The 19,937-nt window shown below is 40.6% G+C and carries 19 protein-coding genes; 17 read left to right on the top strand and 2 right to left on the bottom strand.

Translation table 11 applies throughout. From position 1 onward, the window contains the following. Positions 1–110: 110 nt before the first annotated feature. The gene (locus ACESOD_RS07190) at positions 111–464 is read right to left on the bottom strand and encodes a type II toxin-antitoxin system RelE/ParE family toxin (protein WP_049530051.1); all 354 of its coding nucleotides are present in this window, start codon (positions 462–464) and stop codon (positions 111–113) included. After that, the gene (gene relB / locus ACESOD_RS07185; protein ID WP_373094670.1) at positions 454–738 is read right to left on the bottom strand and encodes a type II toxin-antitoxin system RelB/ParD family antitoxin; all 285 of its coding nucleotides are present in this window, start codon (positions 736–738) and stop codon (positions 454–456) included. The genes ACESOD_RS07190 and relB overlap by 11 nt, the downstream gene beginning before the upstream one ends. A 692-nt stretch (positions 739–1,430) precedes the next feature. Between relB and ACESOD_RS07180 the strand changes: the two genes are divergently transcribed. The 17 genes from ACESOD_RS07180 to purH all read left to right on the top strand — a co-directional run bounded on the left by ACESOD_RS07180 (position 1,431) and on the right by purH (position 19,896). Further along, positions 1,431–2,600, top strand: a complete 1,170-nt coding sequence (locus tag ACESOD_RS07180) for a pyridoxal phosphate-dependent aminotransferase (protein WP_373094668.1) — start codon at positions 1,431–1,433, stop codon at positions 2,598–2,600. Beyond that, the gene (gene recO / locus ACESOD_RS07175) at positions 2,597–3,367 is read left to right on the top strand and encodes a DNA repair protein RecO (RefSeq protein ID WP_373094666.1); all 771 of its coding nucleotides are present in this window, start codon (positions 2,597–2,599) and stop codon (positions 3,365–3,367) included. Before ACESOD_RS07180 ends, recO begins: the two co-directional genes overlap by 4 nt. Further along, positions 3,364–4,356: a phosphate acyltransferase PlsX gene (plsX, locus tag ACESOD_RS07170; protein WP_373094664.1), complete on the top strand. Its 993-nt coding sequence runs from the start codon at positions 3,364–3,366 to the stop codon at positions 4,354–4,356. Before recO ends, plsX begins: the two co-directional genes overlap by 4 nt. A gap of 5 nt (positions 4,357–4,361) precedes the next feature. Then, positions 4,362–4,598, top strand: coding sequence for an acyl carrier protein (locus tag ACESOD_RS07165; protein WP_000130002.1), 237 nt, complete (start codon positions 4,362–4,364; stop codon positions 4,596–4,598). A 460-nt stretch (positions 4,599–5,058) separates the two neighbouring features. Next, positions 5,059–5,247, top strand: coding sequence for a class IIb bacteriocin, lactobin A/cerein 7B family (locus tag ACESOD_RS07160; RefSeq protein WP_320692675.1), 189 nt, complete (start codon positions 5,059–5,061; stop codon positions 5,245–5,247). Between the two features lie 208 nt (positions 5,248–5,455). Next, positions 5,456–5,635: a Blp family class II bacteriocin gene (locus ACESOD_RS07155; protein WP_320692674.1), complete on the top strand. Its 180-nt coding sequence runs from the start codon at positions 5,456–5,458 to the stop codon at positions 5,633–5,635. Between the two features lie 56 nt (positions 5,636–5,691). Beyond that, the gene (locus ACESOD_RS07150; protein WP_320693298.1) at positions 5,692–5,871 is read left to right on the top strand and encodes a hypothetical protein; all 180 of its coding nucleotides are present in this window, start codon (positions 5,692–5,694) and stop codon (positions 5,869–5,871) included. A 54-nt stretch (positions 5,872–5,925) separates the two neighbouring features. After that, complete coding sequence (locus ACESOD_RS07145) at positions 5,926–6,102, top strand: hypothetical protein (protein WP_186822188.1); 177 nt, start codon at positions 5,926–5,928, stop codon at positions 6,100–6,102. A 208-nt stretch (positions 6,103–6,310) separates the two neighbouring features. After that, positions 6,311–6,466, top strand: a complete 156-nt coding sequence (locus tag ACESOD_RS07140; protein WP_223339111.1) for a hypothetical protein — start codon at positions 6,311–6,313, stop codon at positions 6,464–6,466. A gap of 229 nt (positions 6,467–6,695) precedes the next feature. After that, entirely contained in the window at positions 6,696–8,849 is a 2,154-nt protein-coding gene (gene comA / locus ACESOD_RS07135) for a peptide cleavage/export ABC transporter ComA (RefSeq protein ID WP_373094661.1), read from the top strand. Between the two features lie 12 nt (positions 8,850–8,861). Then, positions 8,862–10,202 (top strand): bacteriocin secretion accessory protein, encoded by a 1,341-nt coding sequence (locus tag ACESOD_RS07130; RefSeq protein WP_373094659.1) that lies wholly within the window; start codon positions 8,862–8,864, stop codon positions 10,200–10,202. Between the two features lie 168 nt (positions 10,203–10,370). Beyond that, positions 10,371–11,078 (top strand): phosphoribosylaminoimidazolesuccinocarboxamide synthase, encoded by a 708-nt coding sequence (gene purC / locus ACESOD_RS07125; RefSeq protein WP_070457953.1) that lies wholly within the window; start codon positions 10,371–10,373, stop codon positions 11,076–11,078. A gap of 63 nt (positions 11,079–11,141) precedes the next feature. Then, complete coding sequence (locus tag ACESOD_RS07120) at positions 11,142–14,867, top strand: phosphoribosylformylglycinamidine synthase (protein WP_373094657.1); 3,726 nt, start codon at positions 11,142–11,144, stop codon at positions 14,865–14,867. A gap of 168 nt (positions 14,868–15,035) precedes the next feature. Next, positions 15,036–16,478: an amidophosphoribosyltransferase gene (gene purF / locus ACESOD_RS07115; protein WP_373094655.1), complete on the top strand. Its 1,443-nt coding sequence runs from the start codon at positions 15,036–15,038 to the stop codon at positions 16,476–16,478. Positions 16,479–16,696: 218 nt separating this feature from the next. Next, positions 16,697–17,719 carry a phosphoribosylformylglycinamidine cyclo-ligase gene (gene purM, locus ACESOD_RS07110; protein WP_373094653.1) on the top strand — a complete coding sequence of 341 codons (1,023 nt, stop codon included), beginning with the start codon at positions 16,697–16,699 and terminating at the stop codon, positions 17,717–17,719. Then, a complete protein-coding gene (gene purN, locus ACESOD_RS07105) occupies positions 17,719–18,273 on the top strand; it encodes a phosphoribosylglycinamide formyltransferase (RefSeq protein WP_373094651.1) in 555 nt (184 codons plus the stop codon). The genes purM and purN overlap by 1 nt, the downstream gene beginning before the upstream one ends. Positions 18,274–18,348: 75 nt before the next feature. Further along, positions 18,349–19,896: a bifunctional phosphoribosylaminoimidazolecarboxamide formyltransferase/IMP cyclohydrolase gene (gene purH, locus ACESOD_RS07100; protein WP_049526810.1), complete on the top strand. Its 1,548-nt coding sequence runs from the start codon at positions 18,349–18,351 to the stop codon at positions 19,894–19,896. The last annotated feature ends 41 nt before the right edge of the window (positions 19,897–19,937 follow it).

The raw sequence follows: 19,937 nt of genomic DNA, 5'->3' as shown, positions 1-19,937 counted from the left end.
ACGTTTCTAAAGAAAAAGTAGCTGTAAAATATTATATATACAGCGTATTGTTAAACCAAGACGGTACCAAAAATTAAGGTTTCGGAGCTTATAAAATAAAGAAAGATGTCTCAATCAGTTGAGCTTTTTTTATTACCATTTTGTAGCAAAGTGACATAGTCGCTTTTTGTGTGGAAGAGGTGAGATAAAAAAACAGTGTTTCGTTTTTGGTCGATGAAGTAGAGTAAAACATACTGACCAATAATTTTTCCTCGTGTAGGGAACTTACTGTTAATCTTTACACCAATTTTTTCATCGGCGTCAAAACCAGCCTCAGGAAAGACTTCTAAACTTTTTAAGCCATCTAAAATTTTACCCACAGTATTTTTAGCAGACTGAGATGATAAAAGAACAGTAGTGATGTAATCATGAATACTGTCAATAGCTTGGCTCACTTCATCAGAAATAATTACTTTATAAGCCATAGCGTGCCCTCATACTGTCTAGGGAAGTCCCTTTTCCTGCTTCATATTCTCTTAAGGCTCTTTTGGATTGAGCTTGTAATTCCTCAATCAACTGTTCACGGTGTAAATCTTCTGCAGTCTTGATTGGCAAGTCCTGTTCGAGGACAATCTGCTCTATAAAAAGAGTAATAGCATCCGTCATGGTCATTCCTTTTTCCTTGATAATGGCTCTAGCTTGTTCCATTGCTAACTCATTGATTTTAAAATTATATTGCTTAACAAGTGATGTAGTCATGGTATATCTCCGTTCTATATCGTGTATAGCCAGTATATATTTTTTGAACTTTTTTTGCAAGAAAAAACTCTTGAATATACTCCAAGAGTGAAACGAATAGAACCAGTGGTGGAGCGGGTTCTTTACAGCCTAAAGCTGAAGGTAGTGCCTGAATCATCAGCAACCTTTGAGAAAACTGTTACCAGTCATCCGACATCATCCTATCCTTAGTTATCGTTTAGGACAAATAAGAGAGAATGTCAACAATAATTCTTATTACAACCATCTGTCCTGTACCTTTGTTTGATTTTCTTGTTTTTGAATAAATTGTCTGACTGTATCTTTCAAATGTTTCTGAAATTCAAGAATCTGACTAAATTCATTTAGGTTAGCCTGATTATCTTCGTTTACTTTTTTTGTGATCTGATTTATATTGACCCCTATCCGATTTGTTTCCTTACGTAACTTCTCAATACTCGTCGAAAATCTCCTAATACCTTGTCATCTTCGGCTTACCTAACTTTAGTTATGCTTTCACCTCGATTCCTAGTTTCATGAGATTTTCATTGAGGATTCTAAAAACGTAGTGTTGTAATGAATTTAAATGAACATACTTCAATTTGTTATGCTAGCCTTATTCTATAATGTATTTTTGCGGTCAGGGGGCTTTTGTAGTATAATAGACATATGTCCTTTAAGCAAGGAGGGTATCTATGGACTTAACCAAGCGCTTTAATAAACAGTTAGATAAGATTCAAGTTTCCTTGATTCGTCAGTTTGACCAGGCTATTTCAGAGATTCCTGGGGTTCTACGTCTGACATTGGGAGAGCCTGACTTTACAACTCCAGACCATGTCAAGGAGGCGGCTAAGCGCGCTATTGACCAAAATCAATCTTACTATACAGGGATGAGTGGTTTGATGACCTTACGCCAGGCAGCTAGTGACTTTGTAAGAGAAAAATACCAGCTAGACTATAATCCTGAAAATGAAATCTTGGTCACAATTGGTGCGACAGAGGCTCTATCAGCTACTTTGACAGCTATTTTAGAAGAGGGTGACAAGGTTCTCTTGCCAGCTCCTGCCTATCCTGGTTATGAACCAATTGTTAATCTAGTTGGTGCAGAGATTGTCGAGATTGATACGACTGAGAACGGTTTTGTCTTAACTCCTGAAATGCTAGAGAAAGCTATTATCGAGCAAGGTGATAAGCTCAAGGCAGTTATTCTCAACTATCCAGCTAACCCTACAGGAATTACTTATAGTCGCGAACAGTTGGAAGACTTGGCAGACGTTTTACGTAAGTATGAGGTTTTCGTTGTCTGTGATGAGGTCTATTCAGAATTAACTTATACAGGGGGAAATCATGTATCTTTGGGAACGATGCTGAGAGATCAGGCTATTATCATCAACGGTCTATCCAAATCCCATGCTATGACAGGTTGGCGTTTAGGTTTTATCTTTGCTCCAGCAAATTTCACAGCCCAGTTAATCAAGAGTCATCAGTACTTGGTAACTGCTGCAAACACCATGGCGCAACATGCTGCTGTGGAAGCATTGACAGCTGGTAAGAACGATGCAGAACCCATGAAGAAGGAATATATCCAACGTCGGGACTACATTATCGAGAAGATGACTGACCTTGGCTTTGAGATTATCAAACCAGATGGGGCTTTTTATATCTTTGCTAAGATTCCAGCAGGCTATAATCAAGATTCCTTTGCTTTTCTGAAGGATTTTGCTCAGAAGAAGGCTGTTGCCTTTATCCCTGGTGCAGCTTTTGGTCAATATGGAGAAGGTTATGTGCGCTTGTCTTATGCGGCTAGTATGGAAACTATCAGAGAGGCTATGAAACGTCTTGAGGAGTACATGAGAGAAGCATGATTCAGTCTATTATGAGTCAGGGGTTGGTGCTCTACAATCGTAATTTTCGTGAGGATGACAAGCTAGTCAAGATTTTTACAGAGCAGGTCGGTAAGCGCATGTTTTTTGTCAAACATGCCGGTCAATCCAAACTGGCTCCAGTTATTCAACCTTTGGTGCTGGCTCGTTTTCTTTTGCGAATCAATGATGATGGGCTTAGTTATATTGAAGACTATCATGAGGTGATGACCTTTCCAAAAATCAATAGTGATCTCTTTGTCATGGCCTATGCGACCTATGTGGCAGCTCTGGCAGATGCTAGTTTGCAGGACAATCAACAGGATGCTCCCTTGTTTGCTTTTTTACAAAGGACTTTAGAGTTGATGGAAGAGGGTCTGGATTATCAAGTTTTGACCAATATTTTTGAAATTCAGATTTTGACACGTTTTGGGATCAGTCTTAACTTTAATGAGTGTGTTTTTTGCCATCGGGTGGGTCAGGCTTTTGATTTTTCTTTCAAATATAGCGCTTGCTTATGTCCTGAGCATTATCATGAGGATGAGAAACGTTGTCATCTGAATCCAAACATTCCCTATCTGCTCAATCAATTTCAAGCTATTAACTTTGAGACTTTAGAGACTATTTCTCTCAAGTCTGAAATCAAGCAAGAATTGCGTCAGTTCATGGATCAAATTTATGAAGAATACGTAGGAATTCACCTAAAATCAAAGAAATTTATTGATTCCCTAGCTGATTGGGGACAATTACTAAAAGAGGAAGACAAATGAAAAAAATCGCAGTAGATGCAATGGGTGGCGATTACGCACCTCAAGCCATCGTTGAGGGTGTCAATCAAGCCCTTGCTGACTTTTCAGATATTGAGATTCAACTTTACGGAGATGAGAGCAAGATTAAGCAATATCTAACAGCGACAGATCGCGTCAGCATTATCCATACAGATGAGAAAATTGATTCGGATGACGAGCCAACAAAAGCCATCCGTAAGAAGAAAAATGCCAGCATGGTCTTGGCGGCCAAGGCTGTCAAAGATGGGGAGGCAGATGCCGTGCTCTCTGCAGGAAATACAGGTGCTTTGCTAGCGGCAGGATTTTTCATCGTTGGTCGCATCAAGAATATTGACCGACCTGGACTTATGTCAACCTTACCAACAGTTGATGGGAAAGGTTTTGATATGCTAGACCTTGGTGCCAATGCAGAAAACACAGCCCATCACCTTCATCAATATGCCATCCTAGGTTCTTTCTACGCTAAAAATGTTCGTGGAATTGCAAAACCACGAGTTGGTTTGCTAAATAACGGGACAGAGAGCAGCAAGGGAGATCCACTCCGCAAGGAAACTTATGACTTGCTAGCAGCTGATGAGAGTTTGAACTTTGTCGGTAATGTGGAAGCGCGTGATTTGATGGAGGGTGTTGCAGATGTTGTCGTGGCAGACGGTTTCACGGGAAACGCTGTGCTAAAATCCATCGAAGGTACAGCCATGGGAATCATGGGCTTACTTAAAAATGCTATTACAGGTGGTGGACTTCGAGCAAAACTTGGTGCTCTTCTTCTTAAGGATAGCCTTAAAGGCTTGAAAAAGCAGCTCAACTATTCAGATGTTGGGGGTGCGGTCTTGTTTGGTGTTAAGGCGCCGGTTGTTAAGACTCATGGCTCAAGTGATGCCAAGGCTGTATACAGTACGATTCGTCAGATTCGTACTATGCTAGAAACAGACGTAGTTGCTCAAACTGCGCATGAATTTTCAGGAGAATAATATATATGACAGATAAAGAAATTTTTGACCGTGTCGTGACCATTATCCAAGAACGTCAGGGGGAAGACTTTGTAGTCACAGAGGCTTTGAGCTTGAAGGATGATTTGGATGCTGATTCGGTAGATTTGATGGAATTCGTACTAACCATTGAAGATGAATTTGGAATCGAAATTAGTGATGAAGAAATCGACCACCTCCAAAGTGTGGCAGATGTATTGAAAGCCATTAAAGATAAAATCTAACATATAACAACATGCAAGTCATGTTGTTTTTTTGTTTCTCGAAAAAAGATAAGATTTTGAAATTTTACAGTTGAGTTTACGAATAAAGAGATGAGAACAAAAAAGGAGGATTACTGATGTATGTGACAGGTCTTTATCCGTGGTTGATCAAGTGGTTTTTAAAATAAATTTGACTTAGTTGTTTATTTTGAAATTATTTTATCGAATAGATAAGTAAGAAGAAAAGGAAAGGAGTTTGATTAATGTATTTACCAATTTTACTTCCATGGTTTATCAAATTGTATTTTAAATAAAATAAATTTATTCATTAATTTTAAAATGATTTCTCGAATAGATAAGTGAGAAGAAGAGGAAGGAGATTAGAAATGATTATTTCAGTTATTTATCCAACTTGGCTTTTAAAATAGTTTAAAGGTTAAAAATTATAAACAAAAAACTATAAAAATAAAGGAGGAAACAAATGACAAACTTTGACAAAATGGAACAGAACTTTGTAGCTCTTACGGAAGAAGAGCTGATGGAAGTGGATGGGGGAGTTGCACCACTAGTAGTAGCATTTGGAGTAGCTGCGTTTAAAGGTTTTTCTGTAACAGGGGGCGCTATTATGCTAGGAGCAGGACTTTATCACGTTGGAAAAAATTTGAAATAAAACTTTAGGTGAGTTTTATGAATATAATGTTGAAAAATATATATGTAGGATTTGTTTTAATATCTTACAGTATATTATTAATTTATTCTCTACTTAATTTAGAAAAGGTATCATTGGAGAACTGCATTCTGTTAGTGGTATTGACATACTATATTAATAGAAAAGAAATATTTAAAGTGAAAGTGAATTAGAGTAAGGAGATTCAAAAATGGAGATTTTAGTAAATGATAGTCGTTTTACAGCAATGACAGAAAATGAATTAGCAACGGTCGCTGGAGGAGTAGTTCCTGCAGCAGCAGTAGCTGTTCCGGTAGGAATTAAGGTTGCGGGGTATGTTGTCGGAGGAATATCTGCTGTAGGACTAGCTGTATGGGGTTATTTTAGCTAAGATAAAATACTTTGTAGAAATCAGATACATACTATTAAAAATTAAATAGGATTGTCATAAAAAATTTTTTATCGGGATTTTCTGAAGGTTATTTTATCGTGTCAGTCATTATCTATATTGTAACGTATTTGATTTTGAAAAAACCGATCAATACCTTGTTTTATCTAGAAACCTATCCAATTCTGTTTGGTCTGTTTTATGTAGGGTATAAGTGTAATTCAGAAAATAAAAAATGATCTATTAGAAACTAATCATTAAGTTGAACTAAAAAGGAATAAAAGTGAACTTGTATGAAAAATCTAAAAAATGTAATGGGAGCCTTTTTAATTATTTTTGGAGTGCTTTGCATATTAGGAGATTTAAATGTAATTACCTTTAATGTTGAAAAATATTTCCAAACAGAGTTATTTGTTCCGATGCTTATTTTGATGATGAGTTATTTAGATTCAGGTAAAGACAAGGTTTAAAGAGAATTATTATTAGTATGTGGCAAATGCTATAGAATAATCATCTTTTAGTTGTTATCAATGAAATAAGAACTAAAAAAATGGAGAAATAAATGAATATCTCAGAAGAATTTGCGGCAATAATTATATCAGCCTCAGGAATAGTAGGACTTTTGGTTGGAGTAGCTATTGGATTAGCTAGTATTGTTTAAAAAGGAGTAGATGAAAGATGAAGAAACTGAATAAAAAATTTGCTATTATGACAGAGGAAGACTTGGCTGTAACTAAGGGAGGTTTCATTGCTAGTGCTTCTACGGCGATTGCTTGGGGAGTTTTAGGAGGAACTTCTTATATGTTTGGACGTTATCTAGGAAGTAGACGTTAATTTAAAAATTTGTGGCAAATCGTAAAAAAATTTGAAAAGGTAAGAAATATTAATCATTATACTTATATTTTCTAGGTAGGACGTTTGTTCTACCTATTTTTATTTAGGAAAAAGTGCCGTTCAGGTGCAGTTATTGTTTTTTTAGAAATAATTTTCTTTTTGCTTCTTTGTTTGGATAAAATAATCTTACAAAGTTTTCTTTGGAGATTGTTAGGAAAAGGAGTAGGATATGAAATTTAGTAAACGGCATTATCGTCCTCAGGTAGACCAGATGGACTGCGGTGTGGCTTCATTAGCCATGGTCTTTGGTTATTATGGTAGTTATTATTCTCTGGCTCACTTGCGAGAGTTGGCCAAGACGACCATGGATGGGACTACGGCTTTAGGCTTAGTCAAGGTTGCTGAGGAGATAGGTTTTGAGACGCGAGCAATAAAGGCGGACATGACCTTGTTTGATTTGCCGGATGTAACTTTTCCTTTTGTGGCTCATGTGCTTAAGGAAGGGAAATTGCTCCATTATTATGTGGTGACTGGGCAGGACAAGAACAACATTCATATTGCTGATCCAGATCCTAGTGTTAAGCTGACCAAGATTTCTCGTGAGCGCTTTGCCAAGGAGTGGACAGGAATCACTATTTTTATGGCACCATCTCCGACTTATAAGCCTCATAAGGAACAAAAAAATGGTCTGCTTTCCTTTATCCCTATATTAGTGAAACAGCGAGGTTTGATTGTTAATATCGTTTTGGCGACCCTCTTGGTGACCTTGATTAACATTGTGGGTTCTTATTATCTGCAGTCTATCATTGACACTTATGTACCAGATCAAATGCGCTCGACACTGGGAATTATTTCGATAGGGCTAGTCATCGTTTATGTCCTTCAGCAAATCTTATCTTATGCCCAGGAGTATCTCTTGCTTGTTTTGGGGCAACGCTTATCCATTGATGTGATTTTGTCCTATATCAAGCATGTTTTTCATTTGCCCATGTCCTTTTTTGCGACACGACGGACAGGGGAAATAGTGTCTCGTTTCACGGATGCGAATAGTATCATCGATGCACTGGCTTCGACTATTCTGTCAATCTTTTTGGATGTATCTACTGTCTTGATTATTTCAGTAGTTCTATTTTCGCAGAATAGCAATCTCTTTTTCATGAGTTTACTAGCCCTTCCTATCTACACAGTGATTATCTTTGCTTTTATGAAGCCCTTTGAAAAGATGAATCGGGAAACTATGGAAGCCAATGCGGTTCTGTCTTCTTCTATCATTGAGGACATCAATGGCATTGAGACCATCAAGTCCTTAACTAGTGAAAGTTTACGCTACCAAAAGATTGACAAGGAATTTGTAGATTATCTGAAAAAATCTTTTACTTACAGTCGGGCAGAAAGTCAGCAAAAGGCTCTGAAAAAGCTTGCCCAACTCTTGCTCAATGTTGCCATTCTCTGGATGGGGGCTCTCCTAGTCATGGATAATAAGATGAGTTTGGGCCAGTTGATTACCTATAATACCTTGCTTATTTACTTTACAAATCCTTTGGAAAATATCATCAATCTGCAAACCAAACTTCAGACAGCACAGGTTGCTAATAACCGTCTCAATGAAGTTTATCTGGTTGCATCTGAGTTTGAGGAAAAGAAAACAGTCTCGGATTTGAACTTGTTAGAAGGGAATATAGCTTTCAAGCAGGTTCACTACAAGTATGGCTATGGTCGAGATGTCTTGTCGGACATCAATCTAACCATTTCGCACGGTTCTAAGGTGGCTTTTGTGGGGATTTCAGGGTCCGGTAAGACGACGTTGGCTAAGATGATGGTTAATTTTTACGATCCTAGTCAGGGAGAGATTAGTCTGGGTGGTGTCAATCTCAATCAGATTGATAAAAAGGCTCTGCGCCAGTATATCAACTACCTGCCTCAGCAGCCCTACGTCTTTAACGGAACGATTTTGGAGAATCTTCTCCTCGGAGCTAAGGAGGGGACGACCCAGGAGGATATCTTGAGAGCAGTGGAGTTGGCAGAGATTCGGGAGGATATTGAGCGCATGCCACTGAATTACCAGACAGAATTGACTTCGGATGGAGCTGGCATTTCAGGTGGACAACGTCAGAGGATCGCTTTGGCGCGTGCTCTCTTGACCGATGCGCCTGTCTTGATCTTGGATGAGGCGACCAGCAGTCTAGATATTTTGACCGAGAAGCGAATTGTCGATAATCTCATGGCTTTGGATAAGACCTTGATTTTCATCGCCCACCGTTTAACCATTGCTGAGCGGACAGAGAAGGTTGTCGTTTTGGATCAAGGCAAGATTGTCGAAGAGGGTACACATATGGATTTACTGGCTCAGGGTGGTTTTTATGCCCACTTGGTGAATAGTTAGAGAGGAGAAAAGATGCAATCAGAATTTTTAGAAAGTGCAGAGTTTTACAATCGTCGTTACCATAATTTTTCTAGTTATGTGATTTTTCCAAGTTTTATCTTGTTTTTGTTCCTGATCGTTTTTTCAATCTTTGCACAAAAGGAGATAAGCTTGACAGCTGGAGCTACGGTAGAACCTGCTCGTATCATTGCTACCATTCAGTCTAGTAGTAATAGTAAGATTGTTGCGAACCATTTGGCTGAAAATAAGTTTGTCAAGCAAGGGGATCTTCTCGTTCAATACCAAGAGGGAGCAGAAGCAGTTCAGGCTGAGAATTATGCTAGTCAGTTGGAAATGCTCAAGGATCAGAAGGTTCAACTGGAGTATTTAAAAGCAAGCCTTCAAGCAGGAAGTGATCAATTTCCTGAAGCAGATAAATTTGGTTATCAGAATAGTTTTTTAGATTATCTAAATCAAGCTGCTAGTCTTCGAAGTCAGGTTGAGCAGCAAAATGCTAGTATATCATCTCAAAATGCAGCAGCCAGTGGTAGTCAGGCAGAGTTAGGCAATCTCATCGGAGAAACTCAGTCCAAAATTAAAGAATATCAGCAAGCCAAGTCTGCTATTCAGGGTGATGGACACTTAGAGAGTGATCATCCAGCTTATGCTATTTATCAGTCGACAAAGGAGCAAGGATCGGAAACCAAACAGCAGGCCTTATCTCAGCTAGATGCTCAAATCACTCAGTTGGAGTCAACTCTTGCAGGTTATCGAGTACAGTATGCAGGTTCAGGAGCCCAGCAAGCTTATGCATCTGGATTGGGAAGTCAGTTGGAGTCATTAAAATCTCAGCAACTAGCCAAGGTAGGCCAGGAATTAACGCTCTTGGATCAGAAAATTCTTGAAGCGGAGTCGGGTAAAAAGATTCAAGGGAATCTTTTAGAGAAGGAGAAAATTACAGCAACAGAAGATGGTGTTCTACATTTGAATCCTGAGCATAGTCGATCTACCATCATTCCAGAAGGAACTATCCTCGCTCACCTTTTTCCGCAGTTGGCTAGAGAGAGGAAGGCAAAACTGACAGCTTATATCAGTTCTAAGGAAGTGGCTGGTCTCAAGCCTGGAAATGAGGTACGATTTACAACGGTAACGGATGCCAATAAGCAGCTAGTATTGACATCCAAGATTACGAATATCGATACCAGTGCGACTCAGACAGAAAAGGGCAATTTCTTTAAATTAGAGGCAGAGACGGATTTGAATGCTGAACAAGCAGAAAAACTTCGTTATGGACTTGAAGGTCGTTTGACTATGATTACAGGTAGGAAGAGTTTTTTACGCTACTATCTTGATCGTTTTTTGAAACAAGAATAAAGTTCTCATTTTAACTCAATTCAATCTTAGAAAATCGCAAATGAAAATTCGTTTGCGATTTTTCTGTACTTTTTCAGATATGATATCAAATATAGTTCGTGAAATATTTGATTTTTGGTGTCTGTTGTGTTAGAATGATGTAAAGTAATACGAAAGGCGAACAAGAAAATGTCCAGTAAACTTATTTATACGGGAAAAGCTAAAGATATCTATACTACAGAAGACGAAAATGTGATTAAGTCGGTCTACAAGGACCAGGCAACCATGCTGAATGGAGCTCGCAAAGAGACCATTGAGGGTAAAGGTGTGCTGAATAATCAGATTTCGTCTCTTATTTTTGAAAAATTGAATGCGGCTGGTGTGGCGACACACTTTCTCGAACGTATTTCTGACACAGAACAACTCAACAAGAAAGTGACAATCATTCCTTTGGAGGTTGTTCTTCGTAACGTGACTGCGGGTTCTTTCTCAAAACGTTTTGGTGTGGAAGAAGGTTTGAATCTGGAAACTCCAATCGTTGAATTTTACTACAAGAACGATGATTTGGATGACCCATTCATCAATGATGAGCATGTGAAGTTCTTGGATATTGCCAATGATGAGCAAATTGTTTATATCAAGGAAGAAACGCGTCGTATCAATGAATTGCTGAAAGATTGGTTTGCACAAATTGGTCTTCGCTTGATTGACTTCAAATTGGAATTTGGTTTTGATAAGGACGGTAAGATTATCTTGGCAGATGAATTCTCACCAGACAACTGCCGTCTTTGGGATGCGGAAGGTCATCACATGGATAAAGATGTTTTTCGTAGAGATTTGGGCAGTTTAACGGATGTTTACAAGGTCGTTTTAGAAAAATTGCAGGGCTTGAAGTAACTTGTTTGAAACGGAAAACCTTCGTCTTCGATAACCTATTTGAATAGAAATAAAGGAAATAAAATGGATAAACGTATTTTCGTTGAGAAAAAAGCTGATTTTCGTGTGAAATCGGACTCATTAGTAAAAGAATTGCAGCATAATCTTCAGTTGAAAACGTTGAATGATCTTCGAATCGTTCAGGTTTACGATGTCTTTAATTTGGCAGAGGACTTGTTTGCGCGTGCGGAAAAACATATCTTCTCTGAACAAGTGACCGATACTGTTTTGGACGAGGCTGCGGTTAAGGCTGATCTTGAGAAGTATGCATTCTTTGCTATCGAAAGTTTGCCGGGTCAATTTGACCAACGTGCGGCATCTTCACAAGAAGCTTTGCTGTTGCTTGGTAGTTCAAATGATGTAACAGTTAATACAGCGCAACTTTACTTGGTTAACAAGGATATTGATGCGAATGAGTTGGAAGCTGTCAAAAATTACCTCTTGAATCCAGTGGATTCTCGTTTCAAAGATATCACTGTTGGCATTGCGAAGCAGGATTTCTCTGAGTCTGACAAGACCATTCCAAACTTGGATTTCTTTGAAAGCTATACAGCAGAAGATTTTGCTAAGTATAAGGCTGAGCAAGGCTTGGCAATGGAAGTGGATGACCTTCTCTTCATTCAAGATTACTTCAAATCTATTGGACGTGTGCCAACTGAGACTGAGTTGAAGGTTTTGGATACTTACTGGTCTGACCACTGCCGTCACACAACTTTCGAAACTGAGTTGAAAACCATCGACTTCTCAGCTTCTAAATTTGAAAAACAATTGCAGGCGACTTATGACAAGTATATTGCCATGCGTTATGAGTTGGGACGCACAGAAAAACCTCAAACCTTGATGGATATGGCGACTATTTTTGGTCGCTATGAGCGTGCCAATGATCGTTTGGACGACATGGAAGTGTCTGATGAAATCAATGCCTGCTCTGTTGAAATTGAAGTGGATGTTAATGGTGTCAAAGAACCATGGCTCCTCATGTTCAAAAACGAAACTCATAACCACCCAACTGAAATTGAACCATTTGGTGGGGCAGCTACTTGTATCGGTGGTGCCATTCGTGATCCATTGTCAGGACGTTCATACGTTTATCAAGCCATGCGTATCTCAGGTGCTGGTGATATCACAGCTCCAATTTCAGAAACTCGCGCTGGTAAATTGCCACAACAGGTGATTTCTAAAACAGCGGCTCACGGTTATTCTTCATACGGTAACCAAATTGGTCTTGCAACAACTTATGTTCGTGAATACTTCCACCCAGGTTTCGTCGCTAAGCGTATGGAGCTAGGTGCAGTTGTCGGTGCGGCTCCTAAGGAAAATGTTGTCCGTGAAAAACCTGAAGCAGGTGATGTGATTATCTTGCTTGGTGGTAAGACTGGACGTGACGGTGTCGGTGGTGCGACAGGTTCTTCTAAAGTTCAAACGGTTGAATCTGTTGAAACAGCTGGTGCTGAAGTTCAAAAAGGGAATGCCATCGAAGAACGTAAGATTCAACGTCTTTTCCGTAATGGAGAAGTGACACGTCTAATCAAGAAATCAAATGACTTTGGTGCTGGTGGTGTCTGTGTGGCTATCGGTGAATTGGCAGATGGTCTTGAAATTGATCTAGACAAAGTACCATTGAAATACCAAGGATTGAACGGTACAGAAATTGCTATCTCTGAATCTCAAGAGCGTATGGCTGTAGTGGTTCGTCCAGAAGATATAGCTGCCTTTATTGCAGCATGTAACAAAGAAAATATTGATGCTGTTGTCGTTGCGACGGTGACTGAGAAACCAAACCTTGTCATGCACTGGAATGGTGAAACCATTGTTGATTTGGAACGTCGTTTCCTTGATACAAACGGTGTACGTGTGGTTGTAGATGCTAAGGTGGTTGACAAGGATGTCAAGCTTCCAGAAGAACGTCAAACATCTGCTGAAACCCTTGAAGCTGATACTCTTGAAGTCTTGGCTGACCTTAACCATGCCAGTCAAAAAGGTTTACAAACCATCTTTGATAGCTCAGTTGGTCGTTCAACAGTTAATCATCCACTCGGTGGTCGCTACCAAATCACACCAACGGAAGCTTCTGTACAGAAATTGCCAGTTCAACATGGTGTGACAACAACTGCTTCTGTCATGGCGCAAGGATTCAACCCTTATGTAGCAGAATGGTCTCCATACCATGGCGCTGCTTATGCGGTTATCGAAGCAACTGCTCGTTTGGTTGCTGCTGGTGCAAAATGGTCTAAGGCTCGTTTCTCTTATCAAGAATACTTCGAGCGAATGGATAAACAAGCAGAGCGTTTTGGTCAACCAGTGGCTGCTCTCCTTGGATCCATTGAAGCTCAGATTCAACTTGGTTTGCCATCTATCGGTGGTAAAGACTCTATGTCTGGTACCTTTGAAGAATTGACCGTACCACCAACCTTGGTTGCTTTTGGTGTGACAACAGCAGATAGCCGTAAGGTCCTATCTCCAGAATTTAAGGCTGTTGGTGAAAATATTTACTATATTCCAGGTCAAGCTTTGGCACAAGAAATTGATTTTGATCTTATCAAGTCTAACTTTGCTCAATTTGAAGCAATTCAAGCTGACCATAAAGTCACATCTGCATCAGCTGTCAAATATGGTGGTGTGGTTGAAGCTCTTGCCCTTGCAACATTTGGTAACCATATTGGTGCAAACGTTGAATTAGCTGGCCTTGACACTAGCTTGACAGCTCAATTGGGTGGATTCGTCTTCACATCGCCTGAAGACATTGCAGGTGTTGCCAAGATTGGACGAACAGTAGCTGACTTTACACTTACTGTCAATGGTGTAACACTTGATGGACACAAACTTGACAGTGCCTTCCAAGGTAAATTGGAAGAGGTTTACCCAACGGAATTTGCACAAGCAACTGAGTTGGAAGAAGTACCTGCAGTGGCATCAGATGCTGTGATCAAAGCTAAAGAAACAGTTGGGACACCTGTGGTTTACATCCCGGTATTCCCAGGTACTAACTCTGAGTATGATTCAGCTAAGGCCTTTGAAAAAGAAGGTGCCAAAGTCAACTTGGTACCATTTGTAACACTGAATGAAGAAGCGATTGTCAAGTCTGTTGACACCATGGTTGATAATATCGAAAAAGCAAATATTATCTTCTTTGCAGGTGGCTTCTCAGCAGCCGATGAACCAGATGGATCAGCTAAATTTATCGTTAACATCTTGCTCAATGAAAAAGTGCGTGCAGCCATTGATAGCTTCATCGAAGGTGGTGGTTTGATTATCGGTATCTGTAACGGATTCCAAGCTCTTGTCAAATCAGGTCTTCTTCCATATGGAAACTTTGAAGATGCAAGCAGCACGAGTCCAACCCTCTTCTACAATGATGCTAACCAACACGTGGCCAAGATGGTTGAGACACGTATTGCCAACACCAACTCACCATGGCTTGCCGGAGTAGAAGTTGGTGACATCCATGCCATTCCAGTATCACATGGTGAAGGTAAATTTGTCGTGACAGCTGAGGAATTTGCAGAGCTTCGTGACAATGGTCAAATCTTTACCCAATATGTTGACTTCGAAGGGAAACCAAGCATGGATTCAAAATACAATCCTAACGGATCTGTCAATGCTATCGAAGGTATTACAAGTAAGAACGGTCAAATTATTGGTAAGATGGGTCACTCAGAACGTTTCGAAGATGGTCTCTTCCAAAATATTCCAGGAAATAAAGACCAGCACCTCTTTGCATCAGCTGTGAAATACTTTACTGGGAAGTAAGATTTGCAGATTTTTTAATAGATAACCATCAGTGAATGTAAAATCAAGTAGATGTAACTTGCGATAATTGCAAATGATTTGTTGTTGCGAGTGAAACGAGCTTCTACCGTATCATTCCGTTGTAGTATTGTTAAGGAATGATACACAAATAAAAATTAGGTATATAAAATGACATACGAAGTAAAATCTCTTAATGAAGAATGTGGTGTTTTTGGTATCTGGGGCCACCCAGATGCTGCCAAAATGACCTATTTTGGACTCCATAGTCTTCAGCACCGTGGTCAGGAGGGGGCAGGTATCCTCTCCAATGACCATGGACAATTGAAGCGTCATCGTGATATGGGGCTTTTATCAGAAGTCTTCAAAAATCCTGCTAATTTGGATAAATTGACAGGAACTGGAGCGATTGGACATGTGCGTTATGCGACTGCGGGAGAAGCTTCTGTAGACAATATCCAACCTTTCCTCTTTCGCTTTCACGATATGCAGTTTGGTTTGGCTCATAACGGTAATCTGACCAATGCAGAATCTCTCAAGCAAGAATTGGAACAAAGAGGGGCAATCTTCAGTTCAACCTCTGATTCAGAAATCTTGGCTCACTTGATTCGCCGTAGCCACAATCCAAGTCTAATGGGTAAAATCAAAGAAGCACTCAGTCTGGTTAAAGGTGGTTTTGCTTATCTCTTGATGTTTGAAGATAAGTTGCTTGCAGCCCTTGATCCAAACGGCTTTCGTCCTCTGTCAATCGGAAAAATGGGGAATGGAGCAGTAGTGGTTTCATCTGAAACCTGTGCCTTTGAAGTCATCGGTGCTGAGTGGATTCGCGATGTGAAACCAGGCGAGATTGTTATTATTGATGATAATGGCATCCAGTATGACAGCTATACAAATGATACTCAACTGGCTATCTGTTCCATGGAGTATATCTACTTTGCCCGTCCTGACTCCAATATCCATGGTGTCAATGTCCATACGGCTCGTAAGCGAATGGGAGCTCAATTAGCACGTGAGTTCAAGCATGAAGCTGACATTGTGGTCGGTGTGCCAAACTCCTCACTCAGTGCAGCTATGGGCTTTGCCGAAGAATCAGGTCTGCCAAATGAAATGGGTCTTATCAAGAACCAATATACACAACGGACCTTTATCCAGCCGACTCAAGAATTGCGCGAGCAAGGAGTTCGAATGAAATTGTCTGCCGTTTCTGGTGTCGTTAAAGGCAAACGTGTGGTCATGATTGATGACTCTATCGTACGAGGAACAACATCACGTCGCATTGTTCAGCTTTTGAAAGAAGCAGGAGCATCAGAAGTGCATGTTGCCATTGGTAGTCCTGCTCTTGCCTATCCATGTTTTTACGGGATTGATATCCAGACACGTCAGGAGTTGATTGCGGCCAATCATACCGTTGAGGAAACTTGCCAAATCATTGGTGCGGATAGCCTGACTTATCTTTCTATTGATGGATTGATTGACTCTATTGGGATTGAAACAGATGCGCCAAATGGCGGTCTCTGTGTGGCTTACTTTGATGGGAACTATCCAACTCCTCTCTATGATTATGAAGAAGAATATCGTAGAAGTTTAGGAGAAAAAACAAGTTTTTACGAATAAAAAATCCCATTGAAGGAAAGGAAAAGGAAAAAACAAATGACAAATAAAAATGCATACGCTCCACGTCTCACTACTGACTAAAAGCTAAAGCATTTGTCAGTAGACGCTTTCTCCTATGGGACCAAAGCTAGAGACCTGACTAGTATTTTTAGATAAAATAATTGTTTATCTAAAAATACGTCGCAGTCTTTCTCAAAAAAAGAAAAGGAATGAATAAAATGACGAATAAAAATGCTTATGCGCAGTCTGGTGTGGACGTTGAAGCGGGTTATGAAGTTGTTGAACGGATCAAAAAACACGTGGCACGTACGGAGCGTGCAGGTGTCATGGGAGCTCTTGGTGGTTTCGGCGGTATGTTTGACCTTTCAAAAACAGGTGTCAAAGAGCCGGTTTTGATCTCAGGTACAGATGGTGTCGGAACTAAACTCATGCTTGCTATTAAGTACGACAAGCATGATACCATTGGTCAAGATTGTGTAGCCATGTGTGTCAACGATATCATTGCTGCAGGGGCAGAGCCTCTTTACTTCTTGGACTATATCGCAACTGGGAAAAATGAACCAGCTAAACTAGAACAAGTCGTTGCAGGTGTTGCAGAAGGTTGCGTGCAAGCCGGTGCAGCTCTCATCGGTGGGGAAACAGCTGAAATGCCTGGTATGTATGGTGAAGACGACTATGACTTGGCTGGATTTGCTGTCGGTGTTGCAGAAAAATCTCAAATCATCGATGGCTCAAAAGTAGCTGAAGGGGATGTGATTCTGGGGCTTGCTTCAAGCGGTATCCACTCAAATGGTTATTCACTTGTCCGTCGTGTCTTTGCGGACTATACAGGTGAAGAAGTTCTTCCAGAACTTGAAGGCAAAAAACTTAAAGACGTTCTTCTTGAACCAACTCGTATCTATGTCAAAGCAGCTTTGCCACTCATCAAAGAAGAATTGGTCAACGGGATTGCCCATATCACAGGTGGTGGTTTTATCGAAAATGTACCACGTATGTTCGCTGATGACTTAGCTGCTGAAATTGATGAAAGCAAAGTCCCAGTTCTTTCAATTTTCAAAGCCCTTGAAAAATATGGCCAAATCAAGCATGAAGAAATGTTTGAAATCTTCAACATGGGGATTGGTCTTATGCTTGCGGTTAAACCAGAAAATGTGGAACGTGTCAAAGAACTTCTTGACGAACCTGTTTATGAAATTGGTCGTATTGTGAAGAAAGATGGCGCAAGTGTGGTGATTAAATAATGGCTAAAAAAATTGCTGTTTTTGCCTCTGGTAACGGCTCAAACTTTCAGGTGATTGCGGAACAATTTCCAATAGAATTTGTTTTTTCAGATCACCGTGATGCCTATGTCCTTGAGCGTGCAGAAAAACTCGGTGTTTTATCTTATGCCTTTGAACTTAAAGAGTTTGAGAACAAGGCCGACTACGAAGGAGCCATCGTCGAACTCTTGGATGAACACCAGATTGACCTCGTTTGTCTGGCAGGCTACATGAAGATCGTCGGTCCAACCTTGCTAGCAACTTATGAAGGCCGTATCATCAATATTCACCCAGCTTACCTCCCTGAATTTCCAGGTGCTCATGGCATTGAAGATGCTTGGAATGCAGGTGTAGACCAGTCTGGCGTGACTATTCATTGGGTGGACTCTGGTGTTGATACCGGTAAGGTCATCAAACAAGTCCGTGTGCCACGCCTTGAAGGGGATACCCTTGATATTTTCGAGACTCGCATCCACAAAACAGAGTACAAACTTTATCCAGAAGTCTTGGATAGTTTGGGAGTGGCACGCAAATAAGGAAGCGCTAGAGCTGAAGGAAAATTTTCGACTGTAGCAGAGAAAGAACTTTTTTAAAAAAGGAAAAGAAAGAAAATGACTAAACGAGCACTTATTTCAGTCTCAGACAAAGCGGGCATTGTTGAATTTGCCCAAGAACTTAAAAAACTTGGTTGGGATATCATCTCTACAGGTGGGACCAAGATTGCCCTTGATAATGCCGGTGTTGATACCATTGCCATTGACGATGTGACTGGTTTCCCGGAAATGATGGACGGTCGTGTGAAGACCCTCCATCCAAATATTCATGGCGGACTCTTGGCTCGTCGTGACTTGGATAGCCACTTGGAAGCGGCTAAAGACAACAAGATTGAGCTCATTGACCTTGTTGTGGTCAACCTTTACCCATTCAAGGAAACGATTCTTAAACCAGATGTGACTTACGCGGATGCGGTTGAAAATATCGATATTGGTGGGCCATCTATGCTTCGCTCTGCAGCGAAGAACCACGCTAGCGTCACAGTTGTGGTAGATCCTGCTGACTATGCTGTTGTTCTTGACGAATTGTCAGCGAACGGCGAAACAAGCTACGAAACTCGCCAACGTTTGGCAGCGAAAGTCTTCCGCCACACAGCAGCCTATGATGCCTTAATCGCAGAATACTTCACAGCTCAAGTAGGGGAAAGTAAACCTGAGAAACTCACTTTGACGTATGACCTTAAGCAACCAATGCGTTACGGTGAAAACCCTCAACAAGACGCAGACTTCTACCAAAAAGCTTTGCCAACGGATTACTCCATTGCATCCGCTAAACAGCTGAATGGGAAAGAATTGTCCTTCAACAATATCCGTGATGCTGATGCCGCTATCCGTATCATCCGTGACTTCAAAGATCGTCCAACCGTGGTGGCTCTCAAACACATGAACCCATGTGGGATCGGTCAAGCTGACGACATCGAAACTGCTTGGGACTACGCTTATAAGTCTGACCCAGTATCCATCTTCGGCGGTATCGTCGTTCTAAACCGTGAAGTAGATGCTGCGACAGCTCAAAAAATGCACGGTGTTTTCCTTGAAATCATCATTGCACCAAGCTATTCTGACGAAGCACTTGAAATCTTGACGACTAAGAAGAAAAACTTGCGCATTCTTGCCTTGCCATTTGACGCACAAGATGCCAGCGAAGCAGAAGCAGAATACACAGGTGTTGTTGGTGGTCTCCTCGTTCAAAACCAAGACGTTGTCAAAGAAAGTCCAGCTGACTGGCAAGTGGTGACTAAACGCCAACCAACTGAGACAGAAGCGACAGCTCTTGAGTTTGCTTGGAAGGCTATCAAGTACGTCAAATCTAACGGTATCATCGTGACCAATGACCACATGACACTTGGTGTTGGCCCAGGTCAAACCAATCGCGTGGCTTCAGTCCGCATCGCTATTGACCAGGCTAAAGACCGTCTTGATGGCGCTGTTCTTGCTTCAGACGCCTTCTTCCCATTTGCGGATAACGTGGAAGAAATCGCCAAAGCAGGTATCAAGGCTATCATCCAACCAGGTGGATCAGTCCGTGACCAAGAGTCAATCGAAGCGGCTGATAAATATGGCTTGACTATGGTCTTCACAGGAGTGAGACATTTTAGACATTAAGAAAATGAAAGGGAAGAAAACAGTTTCTTTCCTTTTTTTGA

The organism is Streptococcus oralis (genome assembly GCF_964238205.1).
Taxonomy (GTDB): domain Bacteria; phylum Bacillota; class Bacilli; order Lactobacillales; family Streptococcaceae; genus Streptococcus; species Streptococcus oralis_CZ.
This window is presented reverse-complemented; position numbering and strand designations above follow the sequence as displayed.

Bases quoted from the DNA above. Each gene is read 5' to 3' on its own strand.
- ACESOD_RS07190 (WP_049530051.1), bottom strand. From the start codon at position 464: ATGGCTTATAAAGTAATTATTTCTGATGAAGTGAGCCAAGCTATTGAC.
- ACESOD_RS07155 (WP_320692674.1), top strand. From the start codon at position 5,456: ATGGAGATTTTAGTAAATGATAGTCGTTTTACAGCAATGACAGAAAAT.
- purM (WP_373094653.1), top strand. From the start codon at position 16,697: ATGACGAATAAAAATGCTTATGCGCAGTCTGGTGTGGACGTTGAAGCG.
- purC (WP_070457953.1), top strand. From the start codon at position 10,371: ATGTCCAGTAAACTTATTTATACGGGAAAAGCTAAAGATATCTATACT.
- purH (WP_049526810.1), top strand. From the start codon at position 18,349: ATGACTAAACGAGCACTTATTTCAGTCTCAGACAAAGCGGGCATTGTT.
- comA (WP_373094661.1), top strand. From the start codon at position 6,696: ATGAAATTTAGTAAACGGCATTATCGTCCTCAGGTAGACCAGATGGAC.
- purF (WP_373094655.1), top strand. From the start codon at position 15,036: ATGACATACGAAGTAAAATCTCTTAATGAAGAATGTGGTGTTTTTGGT.
- relB (WP_373094670.1), bottom strand. From the start codon at position 738: ATGACTACATCACTTGTTAAGCAATATAATTTTAAAATCAATGAGTTA.
- plsX (WP_373094664.1), top strand. From the start codon at position 3,364: ATGAAAAAAATCGCAGTAGATGCAATGGGTGGCGATTACGCACCTCAA.
- recO (WP_373094666.1), top strand. From the start codon at position 2,597: ATGATTCAGTCTATTATGAGTCAGGGGTTGGTGCTCTACAATCGTAAT.
- ACESOD_RS07165 (WP_000130002.1), top strand. From the start codon at position 4,362: ATGACAGATAAAGAAATTTTTGACCGTGTCGTGACCATTATCCAAGAA.
- ACESOD_RS07120 (WP_373094657.1), top strand. From the start codon at position 11,142: ATGGATAAACGTATTTTCGTTGAGAAAAAAGCTGATTTTCGTGTGAAA.
- ACESOD_RS07160 (WP_320692675.1), top strand. From the start codon at position 5,059: ATGACAAACTTTGACAAAATGGAACAGAACTTTGTAGCTCTTACGGAA.
- ACESOD_RS07130 (WP_373094659.1), top strand. From the start codon at position 8,862: ATGCAATCAGAATTTTTAGAAAGTGCAGAGTTTTACAATCGTCGTTAC.
- purN (WP_373094651.1), top strand. From the start codon at position 17,719: ATGGCTAAAAAAATTGCTGTTTTTGCCTCTGGTAACGGCTCAAACTTT.
- ACESOD_RS07140 (WP_223339111.1), top strand. From the start codon at position 6,311: ATGAAGAAACTGAATAAAAAATTTGCTATTATGACAGAGGAAGACTTG.
- ACESOD_RS07145 (WP_186822188.1), top strand. From the start codon at position 5,926: ATGAAAAATCTAAAAAATGTAATGGGAGCCTTTTTAATTATTTTTGGA.
- ACESOD_RS07180 (WP_373094668.1), top strand. From the start codon at position 1,431: ATGGACTTAACCAAGCGCTTTAATAAACAGTTAGATAAGATTCAAGTT.